General features: G+C 61.3%; 18 protein-coding genes. 8 read left to right on the plus strand and 10 right to left on the minus strand.

From position 1 onward, the window contains the following. Nucleotides 1–4 precede the first annotated feature (4 nt). Genes NW826_RS03840 through ffh form a run of 3 tightly spaced genes read right to left on the minus strand, consistent with a single transcriptional unit; the run spans nt 5 to nt 3,039 of the window. Nucleotides 5–1,066 (minus strand): histidinol-phosphate transaminase, encoded by a 1,062-nt coding sequence (locus NW826_RS03840; RefSeq protein ID WP_414509484.1) that lies wholly within the window; start codon nt 1,064–1,066, stop codon nt 5–7. 48 nt (nt 1,067–1,114) lie between these two features. Next, nucleotides 1,115–1,573, minus strand: a complete 459-nt coding sequence (locus tag NW826_RS03845; protein ID WP_414333789.1) for a tRNA (cytidine(34)-2'-O)-methyltransferase — start codon at nt 1,571–1,573, stop codon at nt 1,115–1,117. Between the two features lie 8 nt (nt 1,574–1,581). After that, complete coding sequence (gene ffh / locus NW826_RS03850) at nt 1,582–3,039, minus strand: signal recognition particle protein (protein ID WP_414333791.1); 1,458 nt, start codon at nt 3,037–3,039, stop codon at nt 1,582–1,584. A 158-nt stretch (nt 3,040–3,197) separates the two neighbouring features. On the opposite strand from ffh, the gene NW826_RS03855 reads away from it, so the two are divergent. The 3 genes from NW826_RS03855 to NW826_RS03865 all read left to right on the plus strand — a co-directional run bounded on the left by NW826_RS03855 (nt 3,198) and on the right by NW826_RS03865 (nt 6,524). Continuing rightward, nucleotides 3,198–4,658 (plus strand): carotenoid oxygenase family protein, encoded by a 1,461-nt coding sequence (locus NW826_RS03855; RefSeq protein ID WP_414509485.1) that lies wholly within the window; start codon nt 3,198–3,200, stop codon nt 4,656–4,658. Nucleotides 4,659–5,410: 752 nt separating this feature from the next. Further along, entirely contained in the window at nt 5,411–6,148 is a 738-nt protein-coding gene (locus NW826_RS03860) for a hypothetical protein (RefSeq protein WP_414333795.1), read from the plus strand. A gap of 91 nt (nt 6,149–6,239) precedes the next feature. Next, nucleotides 6,240–6,524, plus strand: a complete 285-nt coding sequence (locus NW826_RS03865; RefSeq protein WP_414333797.1) for a hypothetical protein — start codon at nt 6,240–6,242, stop codon at nt 6,522–6,524. Nucleotides 6,525–6,716: 192 nt separating this feature from the next. Here the strand turns inward: NW826_RS03865 and NW826_RS03870 are convergent, their stop codons facing one another. From NW826_RS03870 to NW826_RS03885, 4 genes are all read right to left on the minus strand, one after another. Then, entirely contained in the window at nt 6,717–7,511 is a 795-nt protein-coding gene (locus NW826_RS03870) for a transporter substrate-binding domain-containing protein (protein WP_414509486.1), read from the minus strand. A 5-nt stretch (nt 7,512–7,516) separates the two neighbouring features. After that, nucleotides 7,517–7,873, minus strand: a complete 357-nt coding sequence (rplT, locus tag NW826_RS03875) for a 50S ribosomal protein L20 (RefSeq protein WP_414333801.1) — start codon at nt 7,871–7,873, stop codon at nt 7,517–7,519. Between the two features lie 123 nt (nt 7,874–7,996). Continuing rightward, nucleotides 7,997–8,197 (minus strand): 50S ribosomal protein L35, encoded by a 201-nt coding sequence (gene rpmI / locus NW826_RS03880; RefSeq protein ID WP_414333811.1) that lies wholly within the window; start codon nt 8,195–8,197, stop codon nt 7,997–7,999. A 117-nt stretch (nt 8,198–8,314) separates the two neighbouring features. Further along, nucleotides 8,315–9,541 carry a class I SAM-dependent methyltransferase gene (locus NW826_RS03885; protein WP_414509487.1) on the minus strand — a complete coding sequence of 409 codons (1,227 nt, stop codon included), beginning with the start codon at nt 9,539–9,541 and terminating at the stop codon, nt 8,315–8,317. A 71-nt stretch (nt 9,542–9,612) separates the two neighbouring features. Between NW826_RS03885 and glcD the strand changes: the two genes are divergently transcribed. Continuing rightward, entirely contained in the window at nt 9,613–11,103 is a 1,491-nt protein-coding gene (glcD, locus tag NW826_RS03890; protein ID WP_414509488.1) for a glycolate oxidase subunit GlcD, read from the plus strand. On the opposite strand, the gene NW826_RS03895 is transcribed toward glcD, so the two are convergent. Together NW826_RS03895 and NW826_RS03900 are read right to left on the minus strand one after the other, a co-directional pair. After that, entirely contained in the window at nt 11,100–12,989 is a 1,890-nt protein-coding gene (locus NW826_RS03895; protein WP_414509489.1) for an AAA family ATPase, read from the minus strand. The two genes, glcD and NW826_RS03895, sit on opposite strands and share 4 nt — an antisense overlap. A gap of 141 nt (nt 12,990–13,130) precedes the next feature. Then, nucleotides 13,131–13,694: a phycobiliprotein lyase gene (locus NW826_RS03900; protein WP_414337170.1), complete on the minus strand. Its 564-nt coding sequence runs from the start codon at nt 13,692–13,694 to the stop codon at nt 13,131–13,133. A gap of 399 nt (nt 13,695–14,093) precedes the next feature. Between NW826_RS03900 and NW826_RS03905 the strand changes: the two genes are divergently transcribed. Then, nucleotides 14,094–14,375, plus strand: a complete 282-nt coding sequence (locus NW826_RS03905) for a hypothetical protein (RefSeq protein WP_414335973.1) — start codon at nt 14,094–14,096, stop codon at nt 14,373–14,375. Nucleotides 14,376–14,559: 184 nt separating this feature from the next. Further along, on the plus strand, nt 14,560–15,690 hold the full coding sequence (locus NW826_RS03910; protein WP_414335975.1) for a murein hydrolase activator EnvC family protein: 1,131 nt from the start codon (nt 14,560–14,562) through the stop codon (nt 15,688–15,690). On the opposite strand, the gene NW826_RS03915 is transcribed toward NW826_RS03910, so the two are convergent. Next, nucleotides 15,681–16,331, minus strand: a complete 651-nt coding sequence (locus tag NW826_RS03915; protein WP_414335977.1) for an ABC transporter ATP-binding protein — start codon at nt 16,329–16,331, stop codon at nt 15,681–15,683. The two genes, NW826_RS03910 and NW826_RS03915, sit on opposite strands and share 10 nt — an antisense overlap. 166 nt (nt 16,332–16,497) lie before the next feature. On the opposite strand from NW826_RS03915, the gene NW826_RS03920 reads away from it, so the two are divergent. After that, nucleotides 16,498–16,698 carry a DUF3285 domain-containing protein gene (locus NW826_RS03920; protein ID WP_414335979.1) on the plus strand — a complete coding sequence of 67 codons (201 nt, stop codon included), beginning with the start codon at nt 16,498–16,500 and terminating at the stop codon, nt 16,696–16,698. Between the two features lie 188 nt (nt 16,699–16,886). Further along, nucleotides 16,887–18,020, plus strand: coding sequence for a histidine kinase (locus NW826_RS03925; protein ID WP_414335981.1), 1,134 nt, complete (start codon nt 16,887–16,889; stop codon nt 18,018–18,020). Nucleotides 18,021–18,190 lie beyond the last annotated feature (170 nt).

Consider the following 18,190-nt stretch of genomic DNA (forward strand, 5'->3'; position numbering starts at 1 on the left):
AGAGCTATGGCAAGAGCTGCCGCAGGCGCTCCAGGGCGCGTCGGTTTTCTGCGGGGGTGCCCACCGTCAGGCGCAGCCCGCCGCCGGTACAGCGCACGCAAGTTCCCAGCTCTTGCCAGGCCCGTTGTAAATCTTGGGGATCCCATCCTGCCACCCGGAAGTAGAGAAAATTGGCCTGGCTAGGCCACACCCGCACCCCCGGCAGCTCCTGCAGGGCTTGGTAGAGGGCTTCCCGCTCCTGACGGATAAGGGGTAGGTCGGCCAAAAACTCCTCGGCATGTTCCAGGGCGATCTGAACGGCCCACTGGGAGATGGCCGAGAGATTGTAGGGCAGGCGGATGGCATCCAGCACCCGGACGAGCTGCGGGTGGCCGATGGCATAGCCCACCCGGTGGGCCGCCAGGCGAAAGGCTTTGGAGAAGGTGCGCAAGATAACCCAGTTGGGGTGCTCCGCCAGCTTGGGCAGGGCCGTGTGTTGGCTGAACTCGAAATAGGCCTCATCGAGGATCACCAAAATCTCGGCGGGCAACCCTTCCACCCAGGCCCACTCGGCAATGCTCAGGCCGTTGCCGGTGGGCGAATTGGGATCCACCAAACACACCACCCGCACCCGCTGCTCCACTACGGCCTGTTGACACCGCTCCAGATCCAGGGCAAAGGTCTCGGCATGGCGCGGCACCCGCACCACCGGGATCCCCAGGCTCTGGGCCAGGATGGCGTACATGGAGAAGGTGGGCTCGGCAACCAAAATGCCGCCCCGCCCGCCCACACAGGTGGCGATGAGCAGCGAACGGATCAGTTCATCTGACCCATTGCCCAGGCTGATTTGGTCAGGATCGGCTCCGGCATAGGCGGCAATGGCCTGCTTGAGGCCCCGGTGCTGGGCATCGGGGTAGCGGTTGCTCGGGATCCCTTTTTCCCAGAGCAGCGAGAGCTTTTGCTTGAACCCTTCCGGCCAATCGAGGGGAAACTCATTGGCGTCCAGCTTGTCGGCAGCTGGGGTGGGCACGGCGTCGTAGGGCTTGAGATGAAGCAAATCGGGACGCAGATACTGCAAAGCACACATCTTCCTGACGGAGAGAAGCTCTGATCATAACAGGATCGGCCCGACCCCTCATGCCTTTGTCAGGGATCCCTGTTGACGTAATGCCTCAAAAAGGGCGATGGCTACGGCATTGCTGAGGTTGAGGCTGCGCACCGGCCCCCGCAGCGGGATGCGCACGCTGGGATAGGTTTCCAAGAACACGGGATCCAACCCCCGGCTTTCGCTGCCGAACACCAGCCAATCTCCCGGCTGATAGGACACCTCGGTGTAGAGGGCCTGGCCGCGCACGCTAAAGCACCAGAAACGAGCCTCAGGATGGGCCTGCAGCAAAGCCGACCAGGAGGGGTAGCGATAGAGCTGGACGTGCTGCCAGTAGTCCAGCCCCGCCCGCTTGAGATAGCGATCCGAGAGGCGAAACCCCAAAGGATCTACCAGATGGAGAGGGGTATCGGTGGCTGCACAGGTGCGGGCGATGTTTCCCGTGTTGGCCGGGATCTCTGGGGCAACCAAAACAACGTGGAAGGGCATGTCTTATTTTACTTGCCCCCAAAGCCGCGGTTACTGCCCCCTTTTTTGCCTCCACCTTTGCCCGGTTTGCGGCTGGGCTGTGGCCGGGCAGGAGGGGCTGTCGAACGTCCGCGCCAACTGGGATCCCCGCCGGGAAGAGGGGTGCGCCCGCCCCCCCACCCGGGAAAACCACCGCCCATGCCCATGTTGCGCATCATGTCGCGCATGCGCTGGAAATCGCTCACCAGTCGGCTGACATCCTCCAGCTTATGGCCAGATCCACGGGCCACCCGTCGTTTGCGGCTGACACTGCGGGCCAACAGGTCGGGATTGCGGCGCTCTTCGGGCGTCATGGAGTTGATCATGGCCTCGGCGCGGGCCAGTTGGTCTTGCCCCTTTTGCAATTGTTCCTCGCTGATTTTGCCCATCCCCGGCATCAGCCGCAGCAGCCCCGCCAGGGATCCCATGCGTTTGATCAGGCGCATCTGCTTGAGGAAATCGGTGAAATCAAACTGGGCGGTCATCATCTTCTCCGCCATGCTGGCGGCATCGCCCAGGTCGATCTCTTCTTGGGCTTTTTCCACCAAGCTGAGGATATCCCCCATACCCAAAATGCGCGAGGCCATGCGATCTGGGTAAAAGGGATCCAGCGCTTCCACTTTTTCGCCGACACCGACGAACTTGATCGGCTGGCCGGAAACTTGGCGAATGGAGAGGGCCGCCCCGCCACGAGTATCCCCATCCAGCTTGGTGAGGATGGCGCCGGTGATGCCCAGGCGCTCATGGAAGGCTTGGGTAAGGCTGGCCGCCTCTTGGCCGATCATGGCGTCCACCACCAGCAAGATCTCGTGCGGCTGCACCGCCGCCTTGATCCGCTCCAGCTCAGCCATCATCTCCAGGTCGATCTGCAGGCGACCGGCAGTATCTAAAATTACATAGTCGTAGCCCTGTTCCCGCGCGGCTGCTACCCCCTGCCGGGCGATCTCCACGGGATCCGTCTTGCCCAGATCGAAAACGGGGATCTGAATTTGCTGGCCCAGAGTTTTGAGCTGGTCGATAGCCGCCGGACGGTAGATGTCTCCGGCCACCAGGAGGGACTTTTTGCCCTGCTTGCGCAAATACAAAGCCAGCTTGGCGCAGGTGGTGGTTTTGCCGGATCCCTGCAGGCCGGCCATGAGCACAATGGTGGGGGGCTGCTCCGCTTGGGCGATGGGCACGTTGGCCTCTCCCATCACCTTGACCAGCTCGTCATGGACGATCTTGATGAACTGCTGATCCGGCGTCACCCCCAGGATCACCTCGGAGCCCAGGGCAGCTTCCCGCACATCCTCGATAAACTGCTTCACCACCTGCAGATTGACATCCGCATCCAGAAGGGCGCGCCGCACCTCCCGCAGAGCTTCCTGAATGTTGGTTTCGGTGATTTTGTCCTGGCCGCGCAGCTTTCTCCAGGCCAATTCCAACTTCTCGGAGAGGGCATCAAACATGGGTGCTGTTTATCCTGTCAGGCGCTTCTGGGGCATTTCCTACCATAGTCCAGTTGGGGCAACTTCAGCCTGGGGATCCCAAGCGAGGCTGACCCAGAAAAACTGGTAACTTTACAAAAGTTTAAGCAACAATAGAAGGCGTTGCTTGCCGATCTCCCATGGTCAGTATCGCTTCTCTCTCCTACAGCAGCACCGACTGGCAGTTGGGCTATCGCTCTTTGCGCCAGGAGTACGACTATTGGATTACGGAGATCGAGGGGCGGATCCCGGAGCGGCTGCGGGGAACCCTATTTCGCAATGGCCCCGGCAAGCTGGAGGCGGGATCCCAGCGCTACGGCCATCCTTTTGACGGCGACGGCATGATCTGTGCCATCACCTTTGTGGCGGGGAAGGTTCATTTTCGCAACCGGTTTGTGCGCACCCCTGAGTTTGAGGCAGAGGAGAAGGCGGGCCGGGTGCTCTACCGCGGCGTGTTTGGCACCCAGAAGCCGGGAGGCTGGTGGGCCAATTTTTTGGATCTGAAATGGAAGAACCCCGCCAACACCAACGTCCTCTGCCTGGGCGACAAGCTGCTGGCGCTGTGGGAGGCCAGCGCCCCCTACCGCCTGAACCCGGCCACCTTGGCCACGGAGGGGATCGAAACATTTGCCGGCGGGATCTCCGCCAGCCAGCCTTTTACCGCCCATCCCCGGCGGGATCCCCACACGGGAGATCTCATCGCCTTCGGGGTGCGAGCTGCCCTCAACTCCACCTTGTTGCTGTACCGTCTGGATGCGCGCGGGCGCTTGCTGGAACAGCGGGACTACCGCCTGCCGGGCTTTGCCTTCCTGCACGATTTTGTCTGGACACCCCGCTACCGCATCTTTTTCCAAAATCCGGTGGCCTTCAACCCCTTGCCGTTTGTGTTGGGCTGGCGGCCGGCGGGCACCTGTCTGACCTTGAAGCCCGGAGAACCGACCCGCATCTGGCTCTTTCCCCAAGAGGGCGAGCCCCTGCAACTGGAAACAGAGCCGGGGTTTGTGTTCCATTTTGTCAACGGCTACGAAGTCGGGGAGCAGGTGGTGGTGGATGCCGTCCTCTATGAGAACTATCCTGCCCTGGAGCCAGATGCCGACTACCTGCAGATCGACTTTGCCCAGGTGCCAGCCGGCAAGCTGTGGCGGTTTGAGCTGGATCCCAAGGCGGGCAGTGTGAGGCGGGAACTGCTGCTGGATCGCTCGGTGGAGTTTCCGGCCATCCACCCAGCTCAAATGGGGGGATCCCACCGCTACATCTACATTGGAGCCACCCATGCGCCTGGCCCCAATGCTCCCCTACAGGCCATTCTCAAGTTGGATACCGCCACAGGCCGCACGCAGCAGTACAGCTTTGCCCCGCGCGGCTTTGTGGGAGAGCCGGTGTTCATCCCGGATCCGGAGAACCCAGCAGAAGAGGCGGGGTGGATCGTGACGGTGGTTTTTGATGCGGCCAGCCAGCGCTCTCAGGTGGTGATCCTGGATGCCTCAGACCTGGTTGCCGGCCCGGTGGCGCGGATCCCGTTGCGGCACCACATTCCCTATGGCCTACATGGCAGTTTTACTCCCCAGGTGTGGGTAGATGCCGATCCGAACAAAGGATAGGGGAGCGATCTGGGGATGGTTAAATCGATTTCTCTGGCTTGGAAAGCCAGACACGTTAAGTAGGGCACTGGGCGAGGCCAGGCAAGAGCTCTGCTCAGCAGATAGAGTTATGGCAAACAGCCATGGAACAGCTTGCTGGTTGAGCTCTAGCTCCCCTCTCCCACAAGGGGAGAGGGGGCGAAGCGTCTTAATTTTGCTTGCAACGACTATATTGCTTTTCCTTTTCCTGGAGCAGTTGCTATTATCTTCAGCTACGCTGGTGACAACAACAGCCGTTCTTTTGGCCGACAGACGCCTCCGACGCGAGGGAATGTGGGTTGGCCAACTGAGACGAACCAGGAAAAGCGTTGTTAGGCTGGGTGGTGTGTTGGGCAGGTCTTGGGTCGAGGGCAGAAGTAGGGCCTGTTTTTGCAACAGCAAATGTCTTGCGCTGCCAGACGAGCATCACTGCCCCTTCTTGAGCACTTAAGTTAACCTTCTGGATCGATTGCAACGGAACCGTCACAATGTCCTCAGAGCTAAAACCTCCCTTTCGATCTGTGCGGCCCCCCAGACCCAGCTCAACTGGCGAGGCCAGGGCCTCCTCCCTGCCGGGAAAAGCTGAGGATTCGGTGTCAACCGCTGGCTCTGCTCGCGGTAGCGGGACGGAGTCTTTGCAGCCTGTTGTCGGTACCACTGCTACTTTGGCGACGACGAAAGCGGCGGAAAGAGAGCGAGTCTGTTTGGAACCCATCCCGCCGCCTGGGGAGAAGATGCAATACCGGGCGATTGGCCTCATCGAGGGACAGTACATTCCTTCCCCTGGGCACTTTACCCGCGGGGTCTTACGTACCTCAGATGGCTTGGAGCTGAATGCCGTATTGCTGGGCCGGGTGATGAGTCTGGTACGTAAGCACCTACAGCCAGACCGCAACTACCTGTGGGTGGTCTATCCTCGCACCCGCGACAAGAGCGAAGATCTGCACGTGCAGCTGATGGGGGTGTGGGCCCCCGAAGAAATGGGGCAGACGCTCCCTGAGGGCTCCCGTCCGGCGGTGGTGCCGGATTGGTTTTCCATTCGGGGCGAGGTTGTTTTTCAGTCCCAGGAGAAAGGGTTTATCATCGTCAAAATTCGCCAATCGGGCAAAAAAACCTCTGCCAGCCCTTCTTCTCAGCGGAGCAAGGATCCCGTCCCGCCTACCCGAATAGCTCCCAAGCCCCAAGCCTTCAAATTGCGCCTGATCGGCTCCCTGCCGGGCAAGGAGGTAGGCAATTTCTGGGATCTACAGGTGCGTCGCCGCGGATCCCTGCTCTACGTGGAGGCGGGAACTCCCATCGGCCCTGTGCTCAAAGCGCCGCCGCGCCCCCGCCTGAAGCACTCAACGCCCCGCCCCAAAGTTAAGAAGGGCTCTCTTCCCTCGTCTTCAGGTCAGCAGTCTATTTCAGATCAACTTTATCCGCCGCGGGATCCGGCCAAAGTTCCCAAACCGGTCAAGAAAAAGCGTCCATAATCTCTTCTATAGATTCTTCTCTGGATTAGAGCTCAGTAGAGTTCTCCTCCCAATCTTCCGGTTTTAATAGCCCTTTTATCTTGGTTGTGCCGTGACAGAGTCAAACCTACCCCCCAACAAAGATGAGTTTATTTCGCCTCGCTATCCCTACTGGGGCGAGGTGAGACCCCAGAATTTGGTTTTCGATGCCAATTTACAAGAATTCAGCAACAGGGTGTCTTTGATCTGTGGCCTGGAAACGGGGGGCAAGATCACCCCGGAGGAAGCCTATCGGCAGATCAAACAGCTCTGGAAACAGCTCAAAGAAACCAAGAAAGCCATCTTGGACGACCCGCAGTGGCAGGAGCCTCCCCCTGAATTGCCGGAGGAAGAGTAGCCGGCTGGATCCCTTGGCTCGCAACCCCTGCTGGCTAACTGCAAACGGCGTCTGGTGGGCGCGGAGCCCTTGCCATTGCCAACAAGACAACGCTCAAGCGCTCTGTGCCGCTGAGACCATCACTTTCAGCTTCTCTCCCAAAAGGAGGGGAGAGTTGGAAGCCCAGGGCTGTGAAGGGTGTCTGTAACTGGCCTAGGGCAGGCCCCAAGCTCTGGCCTGCTCCGCCAGCCAGCCCTCGGCGCGCAGGTTCTCCAGTTCTCGGCGCACCCGCAGCCGCAATTCAGCATGCTCCAGCCCCTTGGGCAGGGCAATGGCCAGCCCCACCGTCGCCAACGGGGATCCCAGAAACTGAAACTGGGGGTGCTCCGCCAGCCACCCCGCCAGCACCGAGCGATCCGCTGCCCAGGCCTGCACCGCCCCTTTTAGGAGCAATTCTGCCCCTTCCTGGTAGGAATCCACCGCCACCAACTCAACCCCTGGGAGGTAGCGCTGGAGGTGGGGAATGGCGGCCGATCCGCGCAGGACGGCAATCCGCGCGCCGCGCAGCTCTGACCAGCTCGTCCAGTTTTGGGAACGGGCCACAACCAGGCTGGGGCCATCCGGGTAGTAGGCCGAGGTGAACTCCACCTGGCGCGCCCGATCCGGTGTGATGCCGATCTGAGCGATGGCCAGATCCACTTCCCCTGCAGTCAGCACCTGTAGCCGCTCCACATTGGCCACTGGCACCAGCTCCACCGCCGCCGGGGATCCCAGCAGCCGGGATCCCAGCTCGCGGGCTAGGTCAATCTCAAACCCCTGCAGCTTGCCTTCGGCATCGCGAAACCCCAACGGCTTCAGGTTGTCTTTGACTGCAACTCGCAACTGACCCGAACGAACAATCTCTGACCAGGGACGGGCAGCGGCAGGGATCCCTAGGCAAACTAAGGCCAGGCTGGCCGCCCAGCAAGACCTCTGGATCGCCGAGGCCAACGGAGACCGAGATCCCATCCCCTTCAGGCGGTGCGGGACTGGCGGGCCGCAGCCACCACTTGGGTGAAGGCTTCGGGATCCAGGAAAGCCAAGCGGGCCAACATTTTGCGATTGAGCTGGATATTGGCTTTTTTGAGGCCGTCGATGAACTCGCTGTAGCGCAGGCCCTGGGCGCGGGTGGCGGCATTGATGCGGGCAATCCAGAGGCGGCGAAAATCTCGCTTCTTGCGGCGGCGATCCCGGTAGGCACTGCGCAGGGCCTTCATCACCTGCTGGTTGGCGGTGCGGAACAGCTTAGAGCCGGCTCCGCGAAAGCCTTTGGCCAGCTTGAGGATCTTCTTGCGACGCTTGCGGGCAACATTGCCCCGTTTGACTCTCATGGCGGTAACTCAATGCAGACAGATGGATACAAGGGCGAACAAGCCTTGAGACCTTTGGCCTGCCGTGGCGATCGGCTCACCCTAGGCTGAGGGAGTGGAGGAAGCGGCGCAACGGGATCCCACCTAGTGGGTGTTGGGCAGCATCAGGCGCACGTTGGCCAGATCCCGTTCATCCACCAGGGCCACGCCGGCCAATTTGCGTTTGCGGTTGGTGGTTTTGTGCTCAAGCAAGTGGTTGTGCCCGGCCCGGCGACGCATGAACTTGCCGCTGCCGGTGAGGCGAAAGCGCTTGGCGGCTGCCTTGCGAGTTTTGATTTTGGGCATGGCAATAACCCCAGAAATGGCCAGGGGAAAGGTCACAGTCTCCTAGCATAAGCTAGGGAAGACCAAGAAAGCAAATGCCGCAATGGCCTCTTCCTGTCTCAAAGCCGCCAAGAGCCCTCAAAAACTGTTCCCTTGCGGCTCCAAAAGTAACACTTGCCAGCGCAGCAACTGCTGCAACTGCGGCCAGCTCAGGGGAGAGTCTAGGCTTTCTTGAAGGGCTTGGACGGTGCGGATCCCGTCCACCTGCTGCAGGAAGGCGAAGGCTTCCTCGCTGAGGGAGATGGCCTCATAGGCGTAGTTGAAGAGGCTCCGCCCCGGCCACAGGCCCAGGCAGGGGCTGAGGTGGGCAACTGCCGCGGCCACATCCTCTGGATGGGTCCATTCCCAGCGGCGAATAGGGGGCTTGCCGAGAAAGAGCTCGTAGTGGGCCACCACCGGATCCAACAGCTCGATTAGGCGGTAGCGCTCCGGCTCCGGCAGTTGGGCTGCCTGGGCCAGTAGGGTTTCATCTTTGCCCAACACCCGCTCCAGCCGCCAGAACTCTGGGTTGGAAAAGCGCAAAAACTGCAGCCCTGAAGCCTGAATTAGCTCAAACAGCGTCTCGATGGTGTAGTCCACTTCCTGCGGGTGCAGGTACATATCGGCAAAGCATTCGTCGTCCACGTTTTCGATGGCCCAGCGGGCGCGTTCCTGCTGCTGGATGCGGTTGCTGTCTGGCAAAATCTGGAAAAGGCGGCGGCCCACCTGGAGCCCTTGCTGTAGGTGTTCTGCGGAAGCTAGCGGCTGATGCTCTGAGCCAGTGACCAAGAGGCGGATGGCCTTCTGCATCAGGCGGATCTCGTGGCGGCCCAGCTCGCCGTACACAAATAGGTGCAGGATCCCGCCGGGAGCCAGCTTGTTTGCCAGAGCCTGCAGCCCCGCCACCGGATCCGGGAGGTGGTGGAGCATGCCTACGCAGTTGATGAAGTCGAACTGCCCCGGCAGTTGGTCAATGTCGTAAACGTTGAGCTGGCGAAAGTGCACCGGTGGTGCCTGGGAAGCCCGGCAGCGGGCCTCGGCAATCTCCAGGGCGCGGCTGCTCAGGTCAAAAGCCCAGATTTCGGCGTTGGGGTTTTGGTGGGCGATATACTCCGTCCCCACCCCAGAGCCGCAGCCGGCGTCCAGGATGCGCACTGGGCGGCGGCCTGGATGAGCACCTGTGCAAAAGGCATAGGCCTGGGGCCAGCTCCAGCGCCAGTTCCACCCCGGCGGGGGAACGGTGCCGATGGGCTGTGGCGGGAAGGGGTAGAGGTCGTAGAGCTGCCGCACTTGTTTGAGAATCTGTTCGGCGCTGCGGGACTGCATAGGCTCTCCGGCCAGACTATCCAGACTATAGTGACGATATCTCCCCTAAGCACATTTCTCGCCAATGCTCTATGGTTGTCCGCGCTTCCCATCCTCTGCAAGCTGGCCTCACCTTCGACTGGATCAAGCTGACGGCTGAGCTCAAAAAAATTCTCGATCCCCGGCGAGTGATCAGCAAGCCGGAGGAGCTGTTGGTTTACGAGTGTGACGGGCTGACCAGCTACCGGCAAAGGCCGGCTTTGGTGGTGTTGCCGCGCACCACAGAAGAGGTGGCGCAGGTGGTGAAGCTGTGCAGCCGCTACCAGGTGCCCTTTGTGGCGCGGGGATCCGGCACTGGCCTTTCGGGAGGGGCGCTACCCCTGGAAAATAGCGTCGTCATTGCCACCACCCTGATGAAACAGATCCTGGAGATTGACCTAGACAACCGCTGCATGGTGGTGCAGCCGGGGGTGATCAACGCCTGGATTACCCAAGCGGTGGCCGACCAGGGCTATTTTTATGCGCCGGATCCCTCTAGCCAGTCGGTTTGCTCCATCGGCGGCAATGTGGCGGAAAACTCCGGCGGCGTCCACTGCCTCAAGTACGGGGTAACAGCCAACCACATCCTCGGCTTGACGGTGGTGCTGCCGGATGGGGAAGTGGTGCGCTGGGGGGGCAAGATCCCGGAGATGCCCGGCTACGACTGGGTAGGTCTGTTTGTCGGTTCCGAGGGCACCCTGGGCATCGCTACCGAGATTACCCTGCGCCTGCTGAAAACCCCGGCCCAGGTTCAGGTTTTGCTGGCGGACTTCGACAGTGTAGAAGCAGCGGGATCCGCCGTCTCTGACATTATCGCTGCCGGGATCATCCCCGCCGGCCTGGAGATCATGGACAACTTCAGCATCAACGCCGTCGAGGATGTGGTGCAGTTGGGCTGCTACCCGCGGGATGCGGCGGCCATCTTGCTGGTGGAGGTGGACGGGCTGGAGCTGGAGGTGGAGGAAGCCGGCCAACAGGTGAGGGCGCTGTGCCTCAAAAACGGGGCCCGCCAGGTGCAAGTGGCAGCCGGCCCAGAAGAGCGGGCGCGGCTGTGGAAGGGGCGCAAGGCGGCCTTTGCTGCAATGGGCAAGCTCAGCCCCAACTACTACGTCCAGGATGGGGTGATCCCCCGCAGCCAGCTAGCCTATGTCCTCAAAGAAATCGAGCGCCTCAGCCGCGAATACGGCTACCCGGTGGCCAATGTGTTCCATGCCGGCGACGGCAATCTCCATCCGCTGATCCTCTATGACGAGTCGGTGCCGGGATCCCTGGAGCAGGTGGAGAAACTGGGGGGCGAGATTCTCAAACTCTGTGTGCGCCTGGGGGGTAGCCTTTCTGGCGAGCACGGCATCGGGGCGGAGAAACGCTGCTACATGTCGGAGATGTTTACGCCCACGGATTTGGAGAGCATGCAGTGGGTGCGGCAGGTATTTGACCCGCAGCACATCGCCAACCCCGACAAGATCTTTCCCACTCCCCGCACCTGCGGCGAGGCGGCCCACGCCCACCAGCGGCCGGAATGGCAAGCGATCCCTGTCTTCTAGCCGGCCTGCCGCTGCTGCTGTAGCTCGGCAAAGGCCTGGGCAAAGTCTTCCTGGCAGATGACCAGGGTTTTGGCATCCACCGTCTCGGCAGTGGCGCGGTGGCGGCGGATGGCGGCAATGGCGGCACGGTTGCTCAATAGAGCCAGATCGGCACCGCTCCAACCTTGGGTCTGCTCGGCCCACCCCTGTAAATCCACATCCGGCCCCAGGGGACGCTTGCGGTTATGTACAGATAAGATTTCCCACCGCCCGGCGCGATCCGGCAGCTCCACACTCAGGTGCAGCTCCAGCCGTCCGGCACGGGTGAGGGCGGGATCCAAACTGGCTTTGCGATTGGTGGCCGCCACCACCAGCACCCCCTGGCTGGGGCGGATCCCGTCCAGTTCGGCCAGGAGTTGCCCCAGGACACGGTCGCTGACGCCACTATCGCCGGAGTAACTGCCTCGCGCGGGAGCGAGGGTGTCGATCTCATCGATGAAGATGACGCAAGGGGCACACTGGCGGGCGCGGGCAAAGAGTTCCCGCACCGCCTGCTCGGAGGATCCCACCCATTTGCTGAGCAGCTCCGGGCCGGAGACGGCGATGAAATTGGCCTTGGCCTGGGAGGCGATGGCCTTGGCCAGCAGCGTCTTGCCGGTGCCGGGGGGCCCGCTGAGGAGGATCCCTTTGGGGGCCTGGGCCTGGGCCTGCTCGTACAGCTCCGGGTGCAGCAGGGATCCCTCGATGGCCTCCTGCAAAATCTGCTTGGCGTGCTCCAGGCCGCCGATCTGATCCCAGCTCACCTGGGGCGACTCAATTTCCACCGAGCGCAACACCGCCGGCTTTACCTGTTGCAGAGCCTGCTGAAAGTCCGCCGCCGAAACCGTCAGCGACTCAGGGACAGGGGATCCCAAATCCGGCACCTGACGCCGCAAAGCTGCATAGGCGGCCGCCTGGCACAGGCCGCGCAGATCCGCCCCCACAAAGCCCAGCGTCTGATCCGCCAGGCTGTCCAAATCCACATCCTCCGCCAGCGGCATGCCGCGGGTATGGATGGCCAGGATCTCCCGCCGCCCCTCCCGATCCGGCACCTTAAAGATGATCTCCCGGTCAAAGCGCCCCGGTCGCCGCAGGGCCGGATCCAGGGCCTCAGGCCGGTTGGTGGCCGCCAGCACCACAACACCTTTTTGAGCCACAAAGCCGTCCATCAGCCCCAGCATTTGAGCCACCAGGCGTTTTTCCACCTCCCCCTCGACGGTGGCGCGGTTGGGGACAAGAGCATCGATTTCGTCGATGAACACCAGACAGGGGGCAGACTTAGCCGCCTTCTCAAATAGCTGCCGCAGGCGCGCCTCCGCCTCCCCGTAATACTTGCCGATCAGTTCCGGGCCGACAACGGCAATGTAGTTCACCCCCAGGCTCTCGGCCAGGGCGCGGGCAGTCAGAGTCTTGCCGGTGCCTGGGGCTCCCACCAACAGCACGCCACGGGGCGGATCCAGTCCCAGCTTGGCCAGCAGATCGGGCCGCTTGAGGGGGATCTCGACCATTTCCCGCAAAGCTTGGAGCTGTTCCCTCAGCCCCCCCACATCCCTGAGGCGCGGCCCTGGGCCGGATTCCGTCCCGCTGAGGCGGTCAGCGGCCAAATCAGGCGAAGGAGCGGCCTTGGGCTGTTCGCGCCAGCTTGCTGTGGACATCACCTGAGGCTCGCTGCTCCAGGAGGGATCCCCCGTCTGGGCGCTGCTGCGGCGACGGGGGATGGAGCCGGAAGGGGGGATAGAGCTGCCCAAAGGACGGGCCTGGATGCGCACCTCGGTTCGCAGCTCCCCCGTGTTTCTTTTCTCGTCCAGTTTCTGGGCTAGCTCGATAAGCTGCTCAATACCCTGGATAAAATCGCTTAGATCCGCCACAGCCGGGGTTTTCCGTCTACAAATAACCCACCAACAGAGGTTTTAGCCCATCCCTTGCCGGCTGAGGCTCTCCCCAGACCCAAAAGCAGGCAACTTTCAGCCAGGGATCCGGCGCCGGCGAGCTTTCTGGTCAGCACACGCCTAGGGAGAGCGGGACTCGGCCATGGCCGAGAGGGGGGAAGGGCTGGCCGAAAGTTTGCGCACCTCAGAGCAGAAAGAAGCCATGCTAAAGCCACCAAAGCGCTTGACGGTGCTGGCCCGCAGGCGCAGGTTCGGGCTGGCAAACCAGATGCGCTCCTCTGACTCGGTCATCTCATATTCGGTGTAGAGGGTGAGGGCGCCGTCAGATCCCATCACATAGGTACCGGCCACCGGTATTTTTTCGGCATAGCCCTGATCCCGCAGCAATTGCCCGCGCATGGGATCGACCTCATCGGGGATGGGAACCAGCACCACATCGCCTTTGTACTCTTCGTTGTCCCACTCCTGCTCGCCATCCCACCGCACCCGCGCTGCTCCCACAGCTCGCTGCGGATCCACCTTGAACAGCTCACAAACCCGGATGACGGCTGGATCGGTTGGCGCAAGCGTGGCAATCTGGACTTTCGACCTCCCTCCCTCAGAGCGGCGAAAAGCCAAGTGATGGCTGGTGCGCTGGCACATCCACTCCCCAGCACTGAGGGCGAAAAACTCCATTACGGTCATCATGGCCGACGCGGATCCTCTATCGATAGACAGGATTTGCCGATCTTAGCTTGCGTGGCAACTCACCCTTAACTCTCAATTTAGCTTTTAAGGGGTTCGGGGAGCTCTCAGTCCTGCGCTCTGGCATTCCCCATGGCACGCTACGCCAACCGTGGGGTTGGGCCAGACCAATCCACCTCATGTTGCTCACGCCCGCAGCGACTTCCATTGCCAAACCGCACCTAAACTTTGCCCTCAGGCCCAGACCACGAAACCCAACAGGGATGTGGGGCAGCCGGCGTCGTACCGCTGGCGGTCGGTGAGGGGAGAATGGCGCTTAGAATCCAGAAATAACAAAACCGGCTTGTCGGCAAAACAAGAATAAATTGTAAAAATCCCCTTTTGGGAGAAGGTTAACAGATGAACAGAGAACGGGCAAAGCTGGTGTTTATGGGAGCAACTGTTTGTGCGTTTACAGCACTGGTTGGAGCGTTTGCTTTTCCCATTCTTTCGTGGCGTCGCTGGTTCCTCCTTTTGTCAGCCATCTGTGGCCTTGTTGTCTCTCTAGCCAATATTGAACTGGGCAGAGAGGAGGAAGAAGCCCCCCAGACTCGCAAGTGGCGCATGGTGTCCCGTTTGTATGAGATGGCTCTTGGGTCAATTTTTGTCATTCTCGTATTATTTTTACTATTTTTAGCCTGAAGTTTTGCCGATAGGCGGGCGGCCAGCCCATCGCCATTTGGAGTAGCGAGACCGGGGGGCAACAATCCAGTTGGGCTCGGTCAGATCCTGGCAAATCTTTGTATCCTTAGGGTCGGTAGGTCTGTTGCAGAGGGTGTGGGGAGTGACAAGTCTGAGTCGTGTGGCACACAGGCTGAAAGGGTGGATGGTGTTCGGATTGCTCGCCCTCTGTCTGCTGCTGTGGGAAATGGCCCCGTCTCAGGCGCAGAATGTTAACCAACTGCAGCAGCGCCAGCAGCAGATCCAGCAACAAATCCAGAGCACTCAGCGCCGCCTCGGAGAAGTGCGCCAGGCCGAAGAAGAGGCCCGCCGCCGCATGGGATCCCTGCGCCAAAACATTCGCCAAACCGAAGCCAGCCTGCGCGACAACCAATATCGTCTGGAACAGGCCCAGAAGGCCCTAGAGCAAGCGCAGCAAGAGCTCCAGGAGCTGCAAGACCGCCTGAGGCGGCAGCAGCAGGGCACGGCCGCCCGCTTGCGCTACATGCAGCGGCAGGGGGCAGAACATTGGTGGGCTTTGCTGCTCACCAGCCGCGACCTGAACGAGTTTTTCGATCGCCGCCACCAGTTGCAATTGCTGATCGAGGCCGACCGGCAGTTGATCCGGGAGCTGCAGGCGATGGCTGAGGAGGTGGAGCAGCAGCGCGTTGCTCTGGAGATGCAGCGCAACGAGATTTCTTTGATTTTGCAGGAGCTGGCCGCCCAGAAAAACCAACTGCAGCAGCAGGCTGCCGCCCAAGAGCAACTGGTGGGCCGCCTGGCCAACGAGCGCGCTGCCTATGAAGCAGCCCAACGGCGTTTGGAAGCCGATTCTCAACAGTTGACCGTCCTCATCCAGCAACTGATCGCCCAGCAGGCTCAGCAGCGAGGGGGTGGGGATCCGGTTCAGGGGACGGGCCGGTTGATCCCACCGGTGCGCGGGCCGATCACCAGTGGCTTCGGCTGGCGGGTTCACCCCCTCTATCGCAGCCGCCGCTTTCATGCGGGGATCGACTTCGGTGTGCCCACCGGCACGCCAGTTCGGGCATCAGACCGGGGCACGGTCATCTACGCCGGTTGGTACGGCGGCTACGGCTACACGGTGATTGTGAACCACGGCGGCGGCATCACCACCCTCTATGCCCACAACAGCCGCGTCGCCGTCGGGGTGGGCCAGCAGGTACAGCGGGGGCAGGCCATTGCCGCTTCTGGCTCCACCGGCCTCTCCACCGGGCCTCATGTTCACTTTGAAGTGCGGGTCAACGGCCAACCGGTGGATCCGCGCCGCTACTTGTGAAGCAGCGCCTCTGCCGGCACCGGCTGTAGGGATCCCGCCTGCAACGTCCACTGCACATCGGCAATAGAGGACAGCTCCTCCGGGTCGTGGGAAACCACCAACACCGTCCAGGTGGATTTCAGCCGGGCCAACAGCTCGATCAACTGCCGCCGCACGGACCAATCCAGCCCCGCCGTCGGCTCGTCCAGCAGCAGCAGAAACGGGCCGCGAATGAGCTGCACCGCCAGGGCCAAGCGCCGCTGTTGCCCGCCGCTGAGGTGGTTGGGGAAGGTGTGCAGAGGGATCCCTGCCAATCCCACCTGCTGGAGGACATTCTCGATCTCCTTTTGCTGCAGTTCCGGGTGGCCGAAGCGCATTTCCTCCAGCACCGTCAAGCCACAAAAGTGCCGCTCCGGGAACTGAAACACCAACCCCGCCAGGCTGCGCAACTGGTTGAGGGAGAGCTCCGTCCCGCCCCAGGCAATCCGTCCCTGGGTGGGCCGCGCCAAGCCGGCCAAGATTTCCAGCAGGGTGCTCTTGCCGGCCCCACTTTTGCCCACGATCAGCCCCAACTGGTTCGGGCCCAGCTCAAAGGAGAGATCCTTGAGAATCGGCTGGGAAACGGCTGCCGGATGGTAGGAAAGATGCTGAACCTGCAACATAAGCGCCAAGGAGGGGGATGCTGTCGTTATTTTGGCACCGGAAGATCCCCGCCCAACAGCCATCGCTTCGCTGCAATCGGCAGGTTACCCCAAAACGATGCCGATGTCTGGCAGGCAGATTGAGCTAGCCTGGAGACAGGGTTAAGTTATTGCTCTGGTCATTCGGATGGCGCAGCCTTCTTCTGCAGATTCTTCTTCGACCGGCATTCGCGCAAGCGTTGCGGAGCAGCAGGGATCCCCCCCGAGCTATACCCGCCTGGCCATGCGCAACATGGTGCGCAAAGGCAGGACCTCTCTGCTTCACTTCACCCTGACAGCGGTGGGGTTGGTGGCCCTGCTGGTGGGGTTGGCCTACCTGTTTCACTGAGTTCCACGGTTGTCAGTTGGGCGGAAAAGGTGCACTCTGGGGGTCTCTCGCTACGTTCGCTGTTCCTTTTCAGCTTTTCCCCAAGGTTAAGTGTTAGGAAAGAACAAGCAGCAGTGGATCCCCCAGCTCGAGCAGATGGCAATCCCGGCTGCTGAAACGCCAACCTCTGGCCTTTTGGATTTCGGCCTATGCAGACTTCGCCAGATCTCACCTCCGCTCGTTCTGTCATTCGCCTGCTGTTGTTTGCCAAGAGTCGAGCCGTCGTTGCTGAACTTGAGAAGCATCTGCTTCAGCACATCCAGGGGTTACCCGGCCAATACCCTGCCCAACTAAAAGTGGTGCTGCTGGAGGAGCACCCCTACCTGGCGGAGCATTACAAGTTGGTGGCGACTCCAGCTCTGGTCAAGGCCGAACCTCTGCCCGCTCAGGTCTTGGCGGGGGCCGACTTGGCAACACAGTTGGAAGTGTGGTGGCCCCGTTGGCAGGGCCAGGCGGCCTTGGCCTCCCAACAAGAAGGTGCAGGACAGGATCCCACCCCTCCCCCGACCACCGAGGCGCTGTTGCAAATGTCGGAAGAGGTGTTTTTGCTGCGGCAGGAACGGGCCCAATTGCAGGAGCAGTTGGACTTCAAAGACCGCGTTCTGGCCATGTTGGTACACGATTTGCGCAGCCCCCTGACGGCCACGGCTCTGGCGGTCGAAACCCTCCAGCAGGGGCGCGAGGGATCCCTGGACAAAGCGCTGGAGCGGCAGTTGTTCGACCACGCCCGCCAGCAACTGCGCAAGATGGACAGCATGATCACCGATATTCTCGAGTCAGCCCGGGGCGCCGCCTCGGAGCTGAGGATTCGAGCCGTAGAAACCCAGTTGCCCAGCCTGTGTCAGCCGGTGATCGAAGAGCTACAGCCGCGCATGCAAGCCAAGCGGCTGCAGTTTCAAGCGGATATTCCCGTCGATCTGCCTTCTGTTCATGTGGATCCCGACAAGATCCGCCAAGTTCTGTTCAACCTGCTGGATAACGCCATCAAGTACACCCCTGCCGAGGGATCCATCCGCCTCGATGTCCTCCATCGCACCAGCCAAAAGGTGCAGGTGACCGTCAGCGATACCGGCCCCGGGATCCCGGAAGCCGACCAGGAGAGCATCTTCTCCGATTCCGTTCGTCTGTCCCGGGATCAACAGCAGGAGGGCTATGGCATCGGCCTTTCCCTCTGCCGGCGGATTGTGCGCGCCCACTATGGCCAGATTTGGGTGGAATCTGTCCTGGGCAAAGGCAGCAGCTTTCATTTCACCTTGCCGGTATACCGGCTCTGCAAGCGCTAGCCAAAGGCCCCGGCAGGCAAGCAGATATCTGGCAACAAGGACTCCGTCTCTGCCGGGGTTGAGGCCGCAACGGTTTGATTGATGTCTGGGTCGGGTCAGGTTGGCCAATTTGTGTGTTTAACGTAAGGTGCGGAATTCCCCACCCGGGTGGGGATGGATAGCACCCTCTG

Origin of the sequence: Synechococcus sp. OH20 (assembly GCF_047502685.1) — a bacterium.
GTDB lineage: Bacteria > Cyanobacteriota > Cyanobacteriia > Thermostichales > Thermostichaceae > Thermostichus.

Excerpts from the sequence above, each read along its gene's own strand:
- NW826_RS03900 (WP_414337170.1), bottom strand. The coding sequence starts at position 13,694 with ATGACCGTAATGGAGTTTTTCGCCCTCAGTGCTGGGGAGTGGATGTGC.
- NW826_RS03870 (WP_414509486.1), bottom strand. The coding sequence starts at position 7,511 with ATGGGATCTCGGTCTCCGTTGGCCTCGGCGATCCAGAGGTCTTGCTGG.
- NW826_RS03860 (WP_414333795.1), top strand. The coding sequence starts at position 5,411 with ATGCAATACCGGGCGATTGGCCTCATCGAGGGACAGTACATTCCTTCC.
- rpmI (WP_414333811.1), bottom strand. The coding sequence starts at position 8,197 with ATGCCCAAAATCAAAACTCGCAAGGCAGCCGCCAAGCGCTTTCGCCTC.
- NW826_RS03925 (WP_414335981.1), top strand. The coding sequence starts at position 16,887 with ATGCAGACTTCGCCAGATCTCACCTCCGCTCGTTCTGTCATTCGCCTG.
- ffh (WP_414333791.1), bottom strand. The coding sequence starts at position 3,039 with ATGTTTGATGCCCTCTCCGAGAAGTTGGAATTGGCCTGGAGAAAGCTG.
- glcD (WP_414509488.1), top strand. The coding sequence starts at position 9,613 with ATGGTTGTCCGCGCTTCCCATCCTCTGCAAGCTGGCCTCACCTTCGAC.
- NW826_RS03905 (WP_414335973.1), top strand. The coding sequence starts at position 14,094 with ATGAACAGAGAACGGGCAAAGCTGGTGTTTATGGGAGCAACTGTTTGT.
- NW826_RS03915 (WP_414335977.1), bottom strand. The coding sequence starts at position 16,331 with ATGTTGCAGGTTCAGCATCTTTCCTACCATCCGGCAGCCGTTTCCCAG.
- NW826_RS03885 (WP_414509487.1), bottom strand. The coding sequence starts at position 9,541 with ATGCAGTCCCGCAGCGCCGAACAGATTCTCAAACAAGTGCGGCAGCTC.
- NW826_RS03910 (WP_414335975.1), top strand. The coding sequence starts at position 14,560 with ATGGTGTTCGGATTGCTCGCCCTCTGTCTGCTGCTGTGGGAAATGGCC.
- rplT (WP_414333801.1), bottom strand. The coding sequence starts at position 7,873 with ATGAGAGTCAAACGGGGCAATGTTGCCCGCAAGCGTCGCAAGAAGATC.
- NW826_RS03920 (WP_414335979.1), top strand. The coding sequence starts at position 16,498 with ATGGCGCAGCCTTCTTCTGCAGATTCTTCTTCGACCGGCATTCGCGCA.
- NW826_RS03840 (WP_414509484.1), bottom strand. The coding sequence starts at position 1,066 with ATGTGTGCTTTGCAGTATCTGCGTCCCGATTTGCTTCATCTCAAGCCC.
- NW826_RS03845 (WP_414333789.1), bottom strand. The coding sequence starts at position 1,573 with ATGCCCTTCCACGTTGTTTTGGTTGCCCCAGAGATCCCGGCCAACACG.
- NW826_RS03855 (WP_414509485.1), top strand. The coding sequence starts at position 3,198 with ATGGTCAGTATCGCTTCTCTCTCCTACAGCAGCACCGACTGGCAGTTG.